The organism is Vibrio sp. D417a (assembly GCF_030248595.1).
Lineage (GTDB): Bacteria > Pseudomonadota > Gammaproteobacteria > Enterobacterales > Vibrionaceae > Vibrio > Vibrio alginolyticus.
Window position 1 is genome coordinate 353154 of sequence record NZ_JAHGAM010000015.1, and the last position, 16563, is coordinate 369716.

The 16563-nt window shown below is 46.0% G+C and carries 13 protein-coding genes; 3 read left to right on the forward strand and 10 right to left on the reverse strand.

Features of this window, described 5'->3' with window-relative positions:
* Positions 1–14: 14 nt before the first annotated feature.
* From truA to fabB, 5 genes are all read right to left on the reverse strand, one after another.
* Positions 15–809, reverse strand: coding sequence for a tRNA pseudouridine(38-40) synthase TruA (truA, locus tag KI742_RS15355; protein WP_258515184.1), 795 nt, complete (start codon positions 807–809; stop codon positions 15–17).
* 142 nt (positions 810–951) lie between these two features.
* On the reverse strand, positions 952–4959 hold the full coding sequence (locus KI742_RS15360) for a FimV/HubP family polar landmark protein (RefSeq protein ID WP_285385545.1): 4008 nt from the start codon (positions 4957–4959) through the stop codon (positions 952–954).
* 197 nt (positions 4960–5156) lie between these two features.
* Positions 5157–6170, reverse strand: a complete 1014-nt coding sequence (locus KI742_RS15365; protein WP_005380562.1) for an aspartate-semialdehyde dehydrogenase — start codon at positions 6168–6170, stop codon at positions 5157–5159.
* Positions 6167–7300, reverse strand: coding sequence for a 4-phosphoerythronate dehydrogenase (locus tag KI742_RS15370; RefSeq protein ID WP_005380560.1), 1134 nt, complete (start codon positions 7298–7300; stop codon positions 6167–6169). Before KI742_RS15370 ends, KI742_RS15365 begins: the two co-directional genes overlap by 4 nt.
* Positions 7301–7640: 340 nt before the next feature.
* Positions 7641–8852, reverse strand: a complete 1212-nt coding sequence (fabB, locus tag KI742_RS15375; protein WP_005380557.1) for a beta-ketoacyl-ACP synthase I — start codon at positions 8850–8852, stop codon at positions 7641–7643.
* A gap of 128 nt (positions 8853–8980) precedes the next feature.
* On the opposite strand from fabB, the gene mnmC reads away from it, so the two are divergent.
* Positions 8981–10999, forward strand: a complete 2019-nt coding sequence (gene mnmC / locus KI742_RS15380; protein WP_285385543.1) for a bifunctional tRNA (5-methylaminomethyl-2-thiouridine)(34)-methyltransferase MnmD/FAD-dependent 5-carboxymethylaminomethyl-2-thiouridine(34) oxidoreductase MnmC — start codon at positions 8981–8983, stop codon at positions 10997–10999.
* A 75-nt stretch (positions 11000–11074) separates the two neighbouring features.
* Here the strand turns inward: mnmC and KI742_RS15385 are convergent, their stop codons facing one another.
* The 3 genes from KI742_RS15385 to KI742_RS15395 form a co-directional block, all read right to left on the reverse strand.
* Positions 11075–11599: an NADPH-dependent FMN reductase gene (locus KI742_RS15385; protein ID WP_285385541.1), complete on the reverse strand. Its 525-nt coding sequence runs from the start codon at positions 11597–11599 to the stop codon at positions 11075–11077.
* Positions 11600–11745: 146 nt separating this feature from the next.
* The gene (locus KI742_RS15390; protein ID WP_017635933.1) at positions 11746–12009 is read right to left on the reverse strand and encodes a YfcL family protein; all 264 of its coding nucleotides are present in this window, start codon (positions 12007–12009) and stop codon (positions 11746–11748) included.
* A 25-nt stretch (positions 12010–12034) separates the two neighbouring features.
* The gene (locus KI742_RS15395; protein WP_186584747.1) at positions 12035–12565 is read right to left on the reverse strand and encodes an elongation factor P hydroxylase; all 531 of its coding nucleotides are present in this window, start codon (positions 12563–12565) and stop codon (positions 12035–12037) included.
* Positions 12566–12897: 332 nt separating this feature from the next.
* Between KI742_RS15395 and KI742_RS15400 the strand changes: the two genes are divergently transcribed.
* The gene (locus KI742_RS15400; protein ID WP_005380544.1) at positions 12898–13521 is read left to right on the forward strand and encodes a trimeric intracellular cation channel family protein; all 624 of its coding nucleotides are present in this window, start codon (positions 12898–12900) and stop codon (positions 13519–13521) included.
* Between the two features lie 223 nt (positions 13522–13744).
* Here the strand turns inward: KI742_RS15400 and aroC are convergent, their stop codons facing one another.
* Both aroC and prmB read right to left on the reverse strand, forming a co-directional pair.
* Complete coding sequence (aroC, locus tag KI742_RS15405; RefSeq protein WP_262592366.1) at positions 13745–14830, reverse strand: chorismate synthase; 1086 nt, start codon at positions 14828–14830, stop codon at positions 13745–13747.
* Between the two features lie 180 nt (positions 14831–15010).
* A complete protein-coding gene (prmB, locus tag KI742_RS15410; protein WP_005380541.1) occupies positions 15011–15943 on the reverse strand; it encodes a 50S ribosomal protein L3 N(5)-glutamine methyltransferase in 933 nt (310 codons plus the stop codon).
* A 62-nt stretch (positions 15944–16005) separates the two neighbouring features.
* On the opposite strand from prmB, the gene smrB reads away from it, so the two are divergent.
* Positions 16006–16536, forward strand: coding sequence for an endonuclease SmrB (gene smrB / locus KI742_RS15415; RefSeq protein WP_005380539.1), 531 nt, complete (start codon positions 16006–16008; stop codon positions 16534–16536).
* Positions 16537–16563 lie beyond the last annotated feature (27 nt).

Here is a 16563-nt window from a genome sequence, read left to right on the forward strand (position 1 = left end):
ATAAGTTTGTAAAATTAGTTCAAATTATCTGGTAAAAACAGTGGACCGATCGGCACTTCAGGTAACCCAAACTCTTCTGGGTAGTCTACATCTACCAGGTACAGACCTTCCGCTTTCGCTGTCGCACCCGCTAGTTTGCGATCTTTGGCGTCTAATAACCACTTGATCCATTCAGGACTCTCTTCGCCACGTCCAACTTTTATCAAGCTACCTGTGATATTACGAACCATATGATGCACGAACGCATTGGCTTTAATATCAATAACCACATAGTTTCCATGGCGCGTAACGTTCAGGTGCATCAAGTTTCGAAATGGGCTGCGAGACTGACAATGCGCCGCGCGAAACGACGTAAAATCATTTTCGCCGAGTAGGAACTGCCCTGCTTCATGCATTTTTTTCTCGTCGAGCTCACCATGATAGTGACTAACCCCCGAGTTTAAGATGCCTGGACGTAAAGCATGATTGAAAATAATGTAACGATAACGGCGCGCTGTCGCTGAGAATCTTGCATGGAAATCATCTGAAACTTCCTTAGCCCAACGAACCGCTATATCGCTCGGCATGTTCGCGTTTGCGCCCATGGTCCAAGCTACCATTTTTCGAGTAACGTTGGTATCAAAGTGCACAACTTGTCCCGTGCCATGCACGCCTGCGTCTGTCCGACCAGCACACTGAACTTCAACTGGGTGATTAGCGACGACGGACAATGCTCTCTCTAGCTCTTCTTGGACACTTTTCACTTCTCTTTGGCGCTGCCAACCAAAGTAGTTTGTACCGTTGTACTCGATACCTAATGCGATTCTCATCTTAACCTTCGAACTCTAAAATGGGGCGGGAAGTATATACTCAAGTCACCTCAAGTTGCCAGTTTCACCAAGGGTGACCTAAAGGTAGCATCCTACTAACGGGACACAAAAAGGGTAGCAAACGCTACCCTTTTGTTTCGGTTTATCGGCCATTAATGGCGTCAATCAGGCTTTTTGCTTCGCGGCGAATATCATCCTCACCGTAAACAATCGCCTCTTCTAGTAGTTTAATCGCCCCTTGAGAATCGTTCATCTCGAGATAGATTTTAGCCAAATCCAGTTTCCCAGCCGCTTCAGCATTGTTATCTACGTCAATATCGCCGATCTCGCCGATAACATCTGGAAACTCGTTCAATCCGACATCGAGCTTAAGGTCTTCTTCTTCGAACTCACCACCTTCTCTGTCGACCTGAGCCATCAATTCATCAATCGTCATAAATTGATTTTTCTTCGGGTCGAAGTCATCCAAGTCGCTTTGCTCTGCCCAGTTTTCTTGCGCGATCTCTGGCTGACTTAGTGCATCACTCGAATTCCAAACATCACGCTGGTCCTCAGGCACTTCTTCAGTAGAACTTACGTTATCAGCAGCGGGTTTAAAGCCATCCCAATCATCTCCAACATCAAGCATGGTTTCAAAATCCATACCTGCACTTGCGATGGTGTCACTGTCTAGTTTACCTTCAAATACTTCTGAGTTTGCGTCTTCCGCAAGAAGGTTAGCCATTGATGATTCATCATCCAAATTACTGAGCGGCTCACCCTCTGTCGCTGTTGGCTGCACTTCTGGGTCAGTATCAAAGCCGTTTTGCTGCGCAAATACTTCAAACAAAGCATCATGATCGTTATCGGCTTGAATAGCTGGTCTCGATGTCTCTGCTTCAACCTTAGGGCTCTCTGACGCACCCTCGTTCATTGACGCGAGAACATCTTCCTCATTGAACTCTGGAAGATCTTGGTCGTCAAAACTTAACTCTTCATCCTCACCGGAGATTGGTTCTATATCTGCAGTCTCAGAGCTCGGTAATTCTGGCTCTTCTTCCATCGACGCCAATGCGTCTTCTTCACTGAACTCAGGAAGATCCAGCTCATCAAAATTGAACTCTTCTTCGGACTCAGTTGGCAAGTCGGCTTCAACTTGTTCTGGTTCAACGGACTCGGACGTTTCTAACGCAGGTTCGCCAGCCATAGACGCCAGTGCATCTTCTTCACTGAGCTCTGGCAAATCGAGCGCATCAAAATTGAATTCATCTTCTGATTCAGTTGGCAAGTCGGCTTCAACTTGTTCTGGTTCAACGGACTCGGACGTTTCTAGCTCCGGCTCATCCGTCATAGACGCCAATGCGTCTTCTTCACTGAACTCAGGAAGATCCAGCTCGTCAAAATTGAATTCATCTTCTGATTCAGTTGGTAAGTCGGCTTCAACCTGTTCTGGCTCAACGGACTCGGACGTTTCTAACTCCGGCTCATCCGACATAGACGCCAATGCGTCTTCTTCGCTGAATTCTGGAAGATCTAGCTCATCAAAATTGAGTTCATCTTCTGAATCGTTGGTCGACTCAGTTTCCGGCTCCAATTCAGGTTCATCCAGTAGCCAATCTTCTTCTTGTGGAACACCGAATTCATTTTCTATTGTATTTGGTGTCGGTGTGAAGGCTGGAATGTCTTCCTCTTGCTCAACGTGAGGCTGTACCTCAGTATCGGACTCCACGGATGGTTCTTGTGTTGAATCAGTATCGGTAGCCTCTTGTTGTAGTGATGAAGCTTCCTCTATCTCCGTTTGTGTTTTTTCAACTTGCTGCGGTAAATCGTCTTCACTATCAAATAGAGCGTCAAGTTCAGCAGAAAAATCCGCTTTTTCTTGTTCTGTTGGCAGAAGCTCTTCACTGTCTGACTCAAATAGGTCGTCTAGCTCGCTCATTAAAGGATCATTCTCTGGTGAGAGGTCCTCTAAATCACCAAGAAATTCATCGCTGCTAAATGGCTCTGAAGCAGCCTCTGGCTCGGTTAATGGTTGCTCTTTTGCAGCTTGTTGCGTGTCTGGTTGGCTTTCACTTAATAAAGCGTCGATGTCCAACCCAGACTCAATGTCCTGATCTTCATGAGTTTGTTCTGACTCAACTACGGAAGATGGCTTTTCGTCGGCGTCTGGCTCACCAAAACCAAGTGATTTCAGTAACTCTTCCTCTTCCGATTTATTCTGCTCTGGGCTCTCGTCCTCTCGAATCAGATCATCAAACGGATCTAAATCAGCTTCAGTCTCTTCATCAAGTTCAGAGGTAACATCATCAATGAGTTCATCCAGTAAGTCTGTGCTATCTGCGTCTAACTCTTCGATCGAGTCATCACCTTCAAAACCAGAGATTGCTTCTAGCTCGTTTAGTGGATCAAACTCGTCTGTGTCATCTTCATCAAAATCAATGAGTTCATCGAGTAGCTCTGTACTGTTTTCATCTAGAACAGGGCCTTCATTGGCGTCAGCTTCTCGAACTTCCGATTCACTAGCCGGTTGTTCATACTGGGCCAATAGCTTATCGATATCGTCGTCAGATGCCTCTCCTACACTAAAGTCATCATCCGAAACGGGCTGTTTTAACTCAGGCTCATCAGTATCTAAATCGAAGTCATCGTTGCCAAGTTCAGCAAACAAGTCATCAAGCATATCCTGGTCGACAGTGTCACTTGGTAACTCTTCTGACGGCTCATCGGCTGCAAGTAACTCGGCAAATGCGTCGTCTGAAAGCGAGTCTGATTTCTCATTCGCATCGTCCGAAAGATCGAAGCCAGACTCATCGTCATCGAGCACTTCTAGTTCTGGAGCAACCTCATCTAAGGCTCGCTCCATTTCTTCTAAACCAAGCGCTTTTTCTTCGCCGTTGACTTGGATACCATTGTTCGATGACTCAAACTCATCCAGACCAACATCTAGGTCACCGTCATCGCCAATATCTGCAAATGGGTCATCGTCCCCTTCCAGATTGAAATCAAGTTCTTCATCGTCGAGGTTAGCAAAGACGTCTTCTTCTAAATCTGACTTCTCTTCTTGTAAAGACTGTGTGTTGATATCTTCATCTGCAAACAATTCATCATCAAGCGTGAGCTCTTCATCAAGCTCATCCGCCGCCGCTAAACCGATTGGCGCCGCAAGAGGATCAACGTTTTGCTGTTCCTGTGCAGCCGCTTCTTCCCCTTTCGCTTTAGAGCGTCGACCAAGAAGCATAACAACTAGCAACGCAATCAAAGCTCCAGGAATTAATGCCGCAAGACCAACAAGCCAACCATTAGACAAAATTTTGTCCATGGTGCTTGGTTGCATGCGCTGTTGTTCAGCAAGGCGCTGGCGCTCTTCTGCAAGCAGTTTCTCGACTTCTGAGCGAATGCGTTCTTCGTCATTCAGTTCGCTTTTCAAAGTTTCGACTTCGCTTTGCACTTCTGACAGCATCAATCGAAGACGATGGTTCTTCTCTTCTAATGACTCTAATTCACTTTGTGAGCCTTGAAGTTTGTCCTTTAGCGCACTGACCTGCTTTTCACCCTGCGGAGAGGTGGTTACTGGTGGCGCAGGGATGACGGGTATTGTTTTCGGAGTTGGTTTTGGCTCCGTTGCTGCCACTGTCTCTGGCTTAGCCGCAGGCTTGGGTTCTACTTTAATTTGTGGCTTTGGTTGCTCGGTGACTCGTTGTGCTGGCGTCGCTCTATTTGTCGGCTTCGGCTGTTTTAACTTAGCTTCATGCGCCTTCATAATCGCAACAGCTTGCGCTGTGGTCGCGCTTTGCACTTGCTCTAGAGAAGGTACTCGTAGCCGACTACCTGGGATCAATTCATGAATGTTTTGGTTCTCAAACGCTTGAGGGTTAATTCGGTAAATGGCAAGAAGCGTTTGTTGAACGGTAACACCGCGTGAAGGTCGTAATTCTGAAGCGATCGACCATAGTGTTTGATTTTCACCAGTCGGACCAAAGAAACGTGACGGTTGAGTATTCGCAGGAGGAGCAGGTAATGCTCGCTCAATATCTTCAGCATAGCTCGGAGATGATTGCACTTCACCAGACGGTCCAACAAGACGAATTCCTTCGGCTTGAACCACTGATGATGTCTGAGTCGCGCTCATCAACACAAGGGCTGCTAACAAACGCTTATAATTTTGACGCATAGAAGGCTCAGTTTTGTGCTAAATACAATTTGAAATGGTGATCGGTTAAATATATCGGATATCGCATGCAAAACTATAGCGTTGAGAATAAAAAATGTGTGGCTCTCGCCATATTCGTACTAATCTCACACTATTTTGTTTCGTTCGTACAAAAAAGCCTCGCACTGTGCGAGGCTTTGAAATGAATTGTAAACGACTTAGTAGTAATCGCGGATCAGAACTTCTGCGATTTGCACCGCGTTAGTTGCCGCGCCTTTACGCACGTTATCAGCAACAACCCACAGGTTTACGCCGCTATGATGGCTGATATCGTTACGGATACGGCCAACCATTACATGGTCTTTACCGCCCGCATCGCGAACTTGTGTAGGGAAGTCTTCACCGTGGAACACTTCGATACCGTCAGTTTGTTCAAGCAAGTTAACGACTTCTTGTGCATCGATAGGTGAACGAGTCTCAATGTGAAGTGCTTCTGCGTGACCGTAGAATACAGGAACACGTACACACGTTGGATTGACTGTGATTGATGGATCGTTAAAGATCTTCTGTGTTTCCCACACCATTTTCATTTCTTCTTTGGTGTAGCCGTTTTCCATCATTTGATCGATTTGTGGAATACAGTTAAACGCGATCTGTTGAGAGAATTGCTTCTTGTCTGCAGGCAGACCGTTTAGCAGCTTCGCCGTTTGACCTGCTAGCTCATCGATACCCGCTTTGCCTGCACCAGACACCGATTGGTAAGTTGATACGTTAATACGCTCAATGCCCACCGCATCGTGAATTGGTTTTAGTGCCACCAGCATTTGGATGGTTGAACAGTTCGGGTTCGCGATGATGTTACGGTTACGAAACTCTGCAATCGCTTCTGGGTTTACTTCTGGCACAACAAGAGGAATGTCGTACTCGTAACGGAAGTGTGATGTATTGTCGATAACAATCACGCCTTCATCAGCGGCAATTGGAGCCCACTTGGCTGATAGCTCACCACCAGCAGAAAACAGTGCGATATGCGCTTGAGACCAATCGAACTCTTCTACGTTTTGAACGCGTACCGTTTTACCATTGAAGCGGTAAGTCTTGCCTTCGCTGCGCTCACTCGCGAGTAGGAAGATTTCGCCTACTGGGAATTTGCGCTCTTGAAGCACATCCAAAATTGTTTCACCGACCGCACCGGTCGCACCTAAAATGGCAACATTATATTGCTGGCTCATTGACTTACCTCAATCTGAAAACCTAGTTCTGCTAATGGAGCAAGGTTACATGTTTTGTTACCCACTAGCGTGACAGCGCTGTATTCACGGCGATCCCAGTAGTTTTTACGCATCAGGTCAAAAGCGCCTGGCTTACTGATTTCACGGCGGAAAAGAGCGTCATCTCTACGCACATCATAGATTAACTGCGTGATGTTATGCAGTGTTGCTTCGTCCCAAGCTCTGTCCAATACCATAGTAGGAACAGGCGCGGTTGGCAGTAAATCGCTGGCATGCGCACGTAATTCGTTATTTAAGAACTCACAGTAGCTGTTGAAAATCATCGTTGTACCGCGAGCTTTCCCTTCCAAGCCGTAGCCTGCAACGTGAGGGGTTGCGAATGCTAGCAGAGGCAGAAGCTCCATATCAACCTCTGGTTCAAATTCAAATACGTCGAGTGCCGCTGTAAAGCCATCATTTTTCAAAAGACGTTGCTTCAAAGCAGCGTTGTCAACGATGGGACCTCGAGCCGCGTTAATCAAAATTTGATCGCTGCGGAGACCATTTAATACCTTCTCATCAATCAAATGATGCGTTGGGTATGGGCCATCTTTGGTGATTGGCGTATGTAGTGTAATGATGTCTGAGCTTTCAATCAGTTCTGTCAACGGAGTAAAGCTACGAGGATCACCAGCCTCTTGTTTGAATGGGTCATTGATGAGAACTTTAATACCCATGCCTTTCAAACATTTCTCTAGGTAGCTACCTACTTGGCCTGCACCAATAATACCTACCGTCTTGTCAAATACCGAGAAACCTTGTTGCTGAGCAAGCACCATCATCACGCTGAACGCGTATTCCGCCACACCCACTTTGTTACACCCTGGCGCCGCAGTGAAGAAAATGCCTTTCTCTTTTAAGAGTGCTTGGTCAACATGATCCATGCCTGCCGTGGCCGTACCAACAAACTTCAGCTTGTTTGCTTTGCTGATCAGGTCAGCATTCACTTTGGTGACTGAGCGAATCATTAGGGCATCAACATCCACTAAATCATCGGCGGTCAGTGTACGACCTGGTTTTAGAATTACGTTACCGAGTTGGCTGAATAGTTCTTCAGCATACGGCATATTTTCATCAACAATAATTTTCATAGCGCCAGCGTTCTAACATCCATTTGTAAGAGTTCGTTTATTCGCAAGATGCGAAACTAAAGCGATTGTGCCCTTTTCCCGAAAAATCTCAAGATATAACACCAATAAACCTCAAGGAGGTAACTCCTATAGAATCGATTGACGGGAAGCCTAGAGAAAAGCAGAAACAGAGAAAAGAAAAAGCCCGGCTAAATAGCCGGGCAAAGTTCCAGAACAAAAGGATCCTATCCCGCTCTCCATGGGATAGAGTCTGCGTCTGTTCGATCAGTGTGACTGATCAAGCTCTGGAAACTGGATTGTTGGCGTTTACAGTACTCTCGCAAGGCGCCAACAAATTCAGTTAACCTTGGTACTTTTTAATAACCAAAGTTGCGTTTGTGCCGCCAAAGCCAAAGCTGTTTGACATTACGGTCGTTAGCTCTGCATCACGAGCTTCTGTCACGATGTCCAGACCTTGTGCTGCTTCGTCCAAGTTTGAAATATTGATGCTTGGAGCAATGAAGTTTTTGTCTAGCATAAGTGTTGAGTAAATTGCTTCGTGCACGCCCGCTGCGCCGAGTGCGTGGCCAGTCATTGCTTTTGTTGCAGAGATTGCAGGGCTGTTCTCACCAAACAATTGTTGGATAGCACCAAGCTCTTTCACGTCACCAACTGGTGTCGATGTGCCGTGCGTGTTGATGTAATCCACACCATCAACGTCTTGCATCGCCATCTTCATACAACGAATTGCGCCTTCACCTGATGGCGCTACCATGTCGTAGCCATCTGATGTCGCACCGTAACCTACGATTTCACCGTAGATTTTCGCACCACGTGCCAGTGCGTGCTCTAGTTCTTCAATAACCAGCATGCCGCCGCCGCCCGAGATAACAAAACCGTCACGGTCTGCATCGTATGTACGAGATGCTTTGTCTGGCGTGTCATTGTATTTGGTTGACAGTGCGCCCATCGCATCAAACATCATAGTTTGAGACCAATCTAGCTCTTCGCCGCCACCAGCAAAAACAATATCTTGTTTGCCTAGTTGAATAAGCTCCATAGCATGGCCGATACAGTGTGCAGATGTTGCACATGCAGAGCTCATTGAGTAGTTCACGCCACGAATCTTAAATGGCGTAGCAAGACAAGCAGAAACAGTAGAAGACATAGTACGAGGAACCATGTAAGGACCAACTCGCTTTACGCCTTTGGCGCGCATCGTGTCTGTCGCTACCGTTTGGTTGTATGCAGAAGCACCGCCAGAACCTGCAACGATACCGGTACGGTCGTTTGAAACCTGCTCTTCTGTAAGACCAGCGTCTGCGATTGCCTGCTCCATTGATAGGTATGCATAAGCAGCCGCATCACCCATAAAGCGCATCTGCTTACGGTCGATGTGTTCCGCCGGGTTGATTTTTAGGTCACCCCATACTTGCGAACGAAGACCGTGTTCTTTGAACTGCTCAGATGCAGTGATGCCAGATTTGCCCGCTTTAAGAGACGCTAGAACTTCTTCGACGTTGTTACCGATACTTGAAACAATACCCATACCGGTGATTACGACTCGTTTCATTATGACATTCCTATAATTCAAAAATCCGCTAGATGATAACTAAGATAGTCAACAAAAGTGGTCAGCTTTCCCATAAATTCGTACAATCGCCCCATTCTTACCGCGCCAAATCACAAATTTGCACCATTATGACTTCAATAAAAAACGCAGAACTTGGTTGGAACGAAGCTGGTACTCCGGTTTCAGACCAATTTGATGATGTTTACTTCTCTAACGTAAACGGTCTTGAAGAGACACGCTACGTTTTCTTAAAACAAAATCATCTCCCAGAAAGATGGCAGGAATTTGACCAAAGACGTTTTGTCATTGGTGAAACAGGATTTGGCACGGGATTAAACTTCTTAGCAGTATGCCAGTGGTTTAGTGAGTTTCGTCGTCAGCATCCGGACGCAACATTGAAAGAGCTGCATTTTATTAGCTTTGAAAAATACCCATTAAGCAAAGCCGATTTAAAGAAGGCGCATGAAGCTTGGCCTGAGCTAGCTGAGTACGCGGAAAAGTTACAAAAGCACTATCCTGCCGCTGTGCCGGAGTGTCATCGCATTGTTTTAGAAGACGGTGCAATCACACTCGACCTTTGGTTTGGTGACATTAAAGACTGCATGCCGCAAGTCCCATACAACGAACAAGGTTTGATTGATGCTTGGTTCTTAGATGGATTCGCGCCAAGCAAAAACCCAGAGATGTGGAACCAAGGCCTGTTCAACAACATGGCAAAGCTAGCCAAGCAAGATTGTACAGTTGCCACGTTTACCGCAGCAGGCTTTGTACGTCGTGGTTTGAACGAAGCTGGCTTTACAATGAAAAAGGTGAAAGGTTTCGGCACTAAACGAGAAATGATCGCCGGCTCTATGGAGCAACGTGAAAAGCAGTCGAACCATCTCCCTTGGTTCAATCGCACAGCATCTAGCAATCTTGATTCGATAGCCATCATTGGTGGTGGTATAGCCAGCGCGGCGTTAGCGAAAACGTTAGTTCGTCGTGGCCAAAACGTCACCCTTTACTGTAAAGACAAACAACCAGCCAAAGGAGCTTCAGGCAATCGACAAGGAGCCGTTTATCCACTGCTTAATGGCCCGCATACGGGTGTTTCACGAGTGTTTGCTCCTGCATTTTTGTTCGCACGTCAGTTTGTTGAACAAGCAGCACAAGAGATCGATTTTGATCATGACTGGTGTGGCGTGACTCAGTTGATGTGGGATGACAAATCCACAGACAAACTGGAGAAAATACTTGCGGGTAACTTCACACCAGAGCTCATTCACAAGCTGTCCGCCGAGGAGACTGCGAACACTATCGGGTTACCTATTGATATGGCATCTGTGCACTACCCAATGGGAGGGTGGCTGTGTCCTGCCGAGTTAACTCGCGGGTTAATTAATCAATTGGAGAAGACGTCGTTACTCTCAACGAAGTTTGAACATCTTGTTGAGGCATTAGATTGGGATGAAAAGCGTCAGCTCTGGCTACTAACGGCGAGTGGTCAAACATTTGAGCACTCAACGGTTGTAATTGCGAACGGCCATGAGTTCCAGACATTGAGTCAAACCGCTTCCCTACCAATGGGACAAGTGAAAGGACAAGTCAGTCATGCGCCAGCAACCGAAACGCTGAGTCAGCTGAAAACGGTGTTGTGTTACGACGGTTACATGACACCTGTTAACCCAAGTAATCAACACTTGTGTATCGGTGCAAGCTACGACCGCAGTCACCTTGACTACGAATTTGATGAAAACGCCCAAAAAGATAATGCGGAAAAGCTAGTGAAATGTGTACCGAATCAAACATGGGCAAAAGAGGTAGATATCACTGGTAATCAATCTCGCCAAGGTATTCGTTGTGTTAGCCGAGATCACTTACCATTTGTCGGAAATGTGGGTGACTTTGAGACGATCAAAACGCAATACGCCAACTTACAAAATCAAAAAGAAGAAGAGGTAGAAACCATTCATCAGTACCCTAACCTATTCTGCTTCTTAGGTTTAGGATCTCGTGGACTGAGCTCTGCACCATTATTAGCTGAAGTGTTGGCCTCCCAGATCTGTGGGGACCCGCTGCCATTACCGGTTGATGTATTGACCGAACTTCACCCAAGTCGAATGTGGGTTCGTAAACTAAGAAAAGGCAAAGCCATTACCGAGCTGTAAGAGTATTCTCTGTTTTGATTCCCGACACAGATACGTGTCGGGAATCGCTAACTCATTAAGTCGCTCGTACTGAGATTACTTCAGCAGTGCAACTGCCTGTTTCACTTGCTCTGCCACTTCTGGGTTTACAACCTCACCCGATTCCACGTCAAAATTTTCGTAGAAGCTCGGCACCGATAACGATGCCTTTACATCCGCGCCAAAAAATTGTGCAGAACCTGTCGCCGCCGCAAGAACACTTTGCGCACCACTGGGACCTGGGGAAGTTGCTAAATAAACGACAGGTTTGTTTTGAAATACATTACGCTCAATGCGCGTCGCCCAATCGAACAAGTTTTTATAGGCCGCTGGGTACGAACCGTTGTGCTCTGCGAAGGAGACAACGAGAGCGTCAGCCTCCGCCAAGTCACGTAAAAACGCGACAGCCCCTTCAGCTTGACCTATTTCTTTCTCTTTGTCCTCGCTAAACATTGGCGCTTGATAATCGTTTAAGTCTAGAACATTCACTTGAGCGCCTTCGACTTGATTTGCTGCGTATGTAGCAAGTAGTTTGTTGATTGAGTTAGAGCTGGTAGATGCACCAAATGCGACAATTTTCATGGTTGTAATCCTTTGTTCACGTTTTATGCTGATCAGAATAAAAGTTGAACAGTTTCGCTACAACCACAAAAATTTTATGGAGAGGTTCGAATTTTTCGAAGTAGTAAATGACTAGGATTAAATAAAGGGAGAACGCTGCTTAGGGACTAAGCCTGAGCCTGGAGCTCTTGCCACAAATCACTGACAATCACGCGATCGGCCGGGCTTAACTCGGTACGCGCATTTTCTAAGCTGCTCTCAATGCGTGACTTCAGCTCAGTAATATCGCTAATCCCTTCTTCTTCACAAGACGCCGCGGATAAAGAGATGTGACCACGTAAATAACCACCAGCAAACAATTCATCGTCAGATGCTGTTTCAATTCGAGCATCAATCAGTTCCAGTAGTTTTTCTTCAAATTCAATAATCATGGTGTATCTCTGAGGTTATTAGTGGTTATTTAACGCAAAAGTCCGACGCTTCCAGTGGCTTAGTTTGATAAAATGCGCGCAGGGCATCAGAAAGCATTTTCACTCGCAAAGGCAAGCCAACGTCCAAAATACCTAGCACTTCTTTATGCACTTTTTTCATAAAGCCGAGCCTATCTGGTTCAAAATCGCCGTGTAGATTGTCACAACTCACCGTAAAAGGGAAGCCAGCGCTTTGTGCCAGAATCCATTCATAAGCTTGAGGTCGCACTTCAACTTTCTCAAACTCCTCTTGAACTTCTGCTGTTCGCCCATCAGGTTCATACCAATAACCAAAATCTTCCAGCAAACGACGCTCTGGACCAGCCACACACCAATGCGAAATCTCGTGTAAAGCAGAGGCGTAAAAACCCCGAGCAAAAATAATCCGATGATGAGGGTGTTCATCATCAGCAGGAAGATAAATAGGCTCATCACCACCTAACTCTAATTTCGTATTAAATTGTTCTAAAAAGGTGTCATTAAAAATGGTGATTAAGTCTTGGTATTCGTGGGTCATCGTCGAGTTTGTACTTCAGTTTGACATGCGCTGCATATTGTCGCTGTTTTTAGTTATGAGGTAAAGGCACCCCCACATTTTTGGTTATTAGTTGAATTTATCTGAAGGTCGCTTTCTCCATACAATTTCTCATTCGTCAGCGTACTTATTTACCACTACACTCTCGCCTTATTTTGATGCCGTTCAAACCGCTATTTTGAAGCCGTTTGATTACAAGCATGTTGCTGGTTTTAATCACTTTTTAAGAGAGATAGAACCGTTTGTAAGTGTTGTTACTTCGCCTACGCTGATTCTCGTAGAACGTAGTGACTTTTTACGTTGAGTGTTTCCCTATGTTGCTAAGTGTGTTGTATATCATTGGTATCACGGCTGAAGCCATGACAGGTGCGTTAAGTGCTGGTAGAAGAAAGATGGACTGGTTTGGTGTTATGTTGGTGGCCAGCGCAACGGCCATTGGTGGTGGCACCGTACGTGACATTCTATTAGGCCACTACCCTCTTGGTTGGGTAAAAAACCCAGAGTTCCTTGCAATTACGTGTGTTGCAGGTGTGCTAACAACAGGTTTAGCGAAATGGGTGATTAAGCTGAAAGGTCTGTTCATTCGCCTCGATGCATTAGGTTTAATCGTGTTTAGTATCATCGGAACAAAAATTGCGATGGGCATGGGCTTGCACCCTGGTATTTGTATGGTTTCAGCGTTAGTAACTGGTGTATTCGGTGGGCTACTTCGCGACTTAATCTGTCGCCAAACACCATTGGTACTGCATGAAGAGCTTTACGCTTCTGTCGCTCTTATCGCATCAGGAATGTACTTAGCGCTATTAGAATTCAATGTTCCCGATGTCACTGCCACTATTATTACACTGGTTACTGGTTACATGTTGCGTATGGCTGCGGTACGCTTTAAGTGGCGTCTGCCTTCTTTCCATTTGGAAACCGAAGGCTCGATTCATTAAGCAAAAACTACTTAAACAAAAAAGGTTGCCTGATAAAATTGTGCCACCCGCGATTCAGTGAGTGGCATAATTTTATATTCAGTCATCCTGAACAGCGACGAAGGAGCATGATTCAGGATCTATTATCCGAGCACTCTGTTGTCAGAGATGTTTCTTTCTCTTTTCATCGTGCTGAAATTAGATTCCTAGTCTCGCTATAGCTCGCTGGAATGACACAAAGCTCTTAAATCTTCGGTGTTTCAGTTGTTACGCCATGGTTTTGACCACGGTGGCGTAGTAAATGATCCATCACCACAATTGCCAGCATCGCTTCTGCGATAGGCACAGCACGAATACCCACACATGGGTCATGACGACCTTTGGTGATCAACTGAGTTGGTTCACCTTCTTTTGTGATGGTCTCACCCGGCACAGTGATACTTGATGTTGGCTTAAGCGCAATGTTTGCGACAATGTCTTGACCAGTCGAGATACCACCAAGAATGCCACCCGCATGATTACTACCAAAACCTTCAGGAGCAAGCGTATCACGGTGCTGACTGCCTTTTTGGTTTACCACCTCGAAACCGTCTCCGATTTCTACGCCTTTCACCGCGTTGATGCTCATTAGTGCGTGCGCGATGTCTGCATCCAGACGGTCAAATACAGGTTCACCAAGACCAACAGGCACGTTAGTTGCCACAACCTGAATTTTCGCGCCAATTGAGTCGCCTTCTTTTTTCAGGTCACGGATAAGTTGGTCAAATGCTTCTACTTTGTCCACATCTGGGCAAAAGAACGCATTGTTCTCGATTTCGCTCCAATCTACCTTGTCGATAGATACATCACCCATTTGTGACAAGTAAGCACGAATCTCAACACCAAACTCATCTTTTAAGTATTTCTTCGCGATTGCACCAGCCGCCACACGCATTGCGGTTTCACGAGCTGAAGAACGGCCGCCACCGCGATAGTCGCGGATGCCATATTTTTGGTGGTAAGTGTAATCAGCATGACCCGGTCTGAACTTATCTTTGATGTCAGAGTAGTCTTTTGAGCGCTGATCGGTGTTTTCAATTAGCAAACCGATCGATGTGCCCGTGGTTTTGCCTTCAAAAACGCCAGAAAGAATTTTAACTTCATCCGGTTCACGACGTTGTGTGGTGTAACGTGATGTGCCTGGACGACGGCGGTCGAGATCGATTTGTAGATCTGCTTCTGTAATTTCCAACCCCGGAGGACACCCGTCTACGATACATCCCAGTGCGATACCGTGACTTTCCCCGAATGTCGTCACTCGGAAATGTTGTCCGATACTGTTTCCTGCCATTACTTCCTCAAGTTTTTATCGCCACGCTCTCTCAAAACAGAGCATAGCTGCTTTCCAATTCTTCGTGGATTCATAGTGGCTTTATTACGTTTTGATGTAAAGAGTTAATATCGGCGAGGTATGCATAAAAAAAACACCGAGCATAAAGCTCGGTGTTTTGATGTTTAGTGCAAGACTCTATTAGTCTTTGTACAGTTTAAACTCTTCTGCACACTCAACCAGCTGGTCACGCGTTAGCATAAATACGCCATGACCGCCGTTCTCGAACTCAATCCAAGTAAATGGAATCTCTGGATACTGTTCCATCATATGAATCATTGAGTTTCCGACTTCACAAATAAGAATGCCGTTATCTGTTAGATAATCTGGCGCGTTAGCAAGAATACGACGCACTAGTTTTAGACCATCCGTACCCGCAGCTAAACCAAGCTCAGGCTCATGCGTGAACTCATCTGGCAGGCTGTTCATGTCTTCTTCATCCACATATGGTGGGTTGGACACGATTAGATTGTATTTCTCTTTTGGAAGATCACGGAACAAATCAGAGCGAATTGGGAACACTTGCTGCTCCATACCGTGATCTTGTACGTTTTGCTCAGCCACTTGTAGAGCATCTGTAGAGATGTCGATCGCATCCACTTCTGCTTCAGGGAAAGCGTGCGCACAAGCAATCGCAATACAACCAGAACCCGTACATAGGTCCATGATGCGCGTAGGCTCTTCCACCAACCAAGGTTGGAATTCCGCTTGAATCAATTCGCCGATAGGAGAACGTGGCACAAGTACACGCTCATCAACGAAGAACTCAAGACCGCAGAACCATGCTTTGTTTGTTAGGTATGCTGTTGGCGTACGCTCGTTGATGCGTTTTACTACGCGCTCAACAATACGCAGACGCTCGCTTGTCGTTAGGCGAGAGTTCAATACGTGCGGAGGCACATCAATCGGCAAGTATAAGGTTGGCAGGATAAGCTGAACAGCTTCATCCCACGCATTATCAGTACCATGACCGTAAAACAGGTTCGCTGCATTAAAGCGGCTTACCGTCCAACGAATCATATCTTGAAGGGTATGCAGCTCCGATACCGCTTCTTCTACAAAAATCTTATCCAAAATTGCCTCCGAAAAGCGCTACAATACTGCCAATAAAGTTTATTAATGAAATTGTTTACCTAATGAGCAAAAAAGACACCGAGAACGATGACGATTTCGCCTTGTTTCAGGAAGCAGTACAGGGCGTAAAAAAGTTGCGACAGGATACCATAATCCAGCAACCAAAAAAAAATACTAAGCAAAAAGAAATCAAGCGCTCCAACCGTGAAGCGAGTGACTCTGAATTTTACTTTTCAGACGAGTTTGTCCCTCTATTAAACGATGAAGGTCCAACTCGTTATGCACGTGACGACGTCTCCACTTATGAAGTCAAACGTCTACGTCGTGGCGTGTATGTACCGGACGTGTTCCTCGATATGCACGGCATGACACAGCAAGAAGCAAAACGCGAGCTTGGTGCGATGATAGCCTATTGCATCAAAAACGAGATTCATTGTGCGTGTGTGCAACATGGTATTGGGAAACACATCCTGAAACAGAAAGCCCCACTTTGGTTAGCACAGCATCCTGACGTTATGGCTTTTCACCAAGCGCCACTAGAATTTGGTGGTGATGGTGCGTTGTTAGTGTTGCTTTCAATTCCTGAAAAGTAACAAGCTTGCTGTAGACACGACGAAACG